This is a genomic window from Photobacterium indicum (assembly GCF_003026215.1).
Lineage (GTDB): Bacteria > Pseudomonadota > Gammaproteobacteria > Enterobacterales > Vibrionaceae > Photobacterium > Photobacterium indicum.
Map to the genome: position 1 here is coordinate 1 of NZ_PYOC01000028.1, position 1,036 is coordinate 1,036.

Consider the following 1,036-nt stretch of genomic DNA (forward strand, 5'->3'; position numbering starts at 1 on the left):
AACTAGGCTTATCGCAAGTTAATACGTCCTTCATCGCCTCTGACTGCCAAGGCATCCACCGTGTACGCTTAGTCACTTAACCATACAACCCCAAGAGGTTTCGTATGGCAACAACCAAGGTTTCTCTCTTTAAAAGAGAGGATTTGTTTTCGCCGGACTCTTACACAAGACACTTGAATGTGTGTTTGTTTTGAGAACTCGTTTTTATCATTCGATAAAAACATTTGTAATTGAATCCTAAGATTCAATTTACTAGTCAGCTTTCCAGATTGTTAAAGAGCATGTGTTTTTCTATCTCTACAGAGACAAATAATCCACTTTCTAACCACACTCCACTCATCATGAGTAAGAATATATTTAGAAAGTGGTGGAGCTATGCGGGATCGAACCGCAGACCTCTTCGCTGCCAGCGAAGCGCTCTCCCAGCTGAGCTATAGCCCCAATATATATGTTTCTTTTCTAAGACAAGGCATGAAGTGAGGACGTTTAGTATGCTAAACGACGAACTTCATAACGAAGTATTAGGAAAGAATGGTGGGCGATACCGGGCTCGAACCAGTGACCCCCTCCTTGTAAGGGAGGTGCTCTCCCAACTGAGCTAATCGCCCTCCGTATTCAGCTTGTTTTCACTTTTAAAAAAGTGAACTCAAAACTGCCATCCTCGAAGAGAAGATGGTGGGTCGTGTAGGATTCGAACCTACGACCAATTGATTAAAAGTCAACTGCTCTACCAACTGAGCTAACGACCCATTGTTACTTTCTTTATTAACTAAATAAGAAAGTGGCGTCCCGTAGGGGAGTCGAACCCCTGTTACCGCCGTGAAAGGGCGGTGTCCTAGGCCTCTAGACGAACGGGACTTAGTTTTCTGCCAGCGTTGTTGGGCAACGCTAGCGCTCTTTTACATTTCGACCAAGCAATCTGTGTGGACACTGCATCAAACTATAAATCTTTAGGTAAGGAGGTGATCCAGCCCCAGGTTCCCCTAGGGCTACCTTGTTACGACTTCACCCCAGTCATGAACCACACCGTGGTAAA

General features: G+C 44.8%; 4 tRNA genes and 1 rRNA gene. All 5 read right to left on the reverse strand.

What is annotated here, in order from left to right:
* Positions 1 to 365: 365 nt before the first annotated feature.
* Positions 366 to 441 (reverse strand) — tRNA-Ala (locus C9J47_RS26795).
* Positions 442 to 532: 91 nt separating this feature from the next.
* Positions 533 to 608 (reverse strand) — tRNA-Val (locus tag C9J47_RS26800).
* 65 nt (positions 609 to 673) lie between these two features.
* A tRNA-Lys gene (locus C9J47_RS26805) sits at positions 674 to 749 on the reverse strand.
* 33 nt (positions 750 to 782) lie between these two features.
* A tRNA-Glu gene (locus C9J47_RS26810) sits at positions 783 to 858 on the reverse strand.
* Between the two features lie 97 nt (positions 859 to 955).
* Positions 956 to 1,036 (reverse strand): 16S ribosomal RNA (locus C9J47_RS26815); the annotation flags it as partial.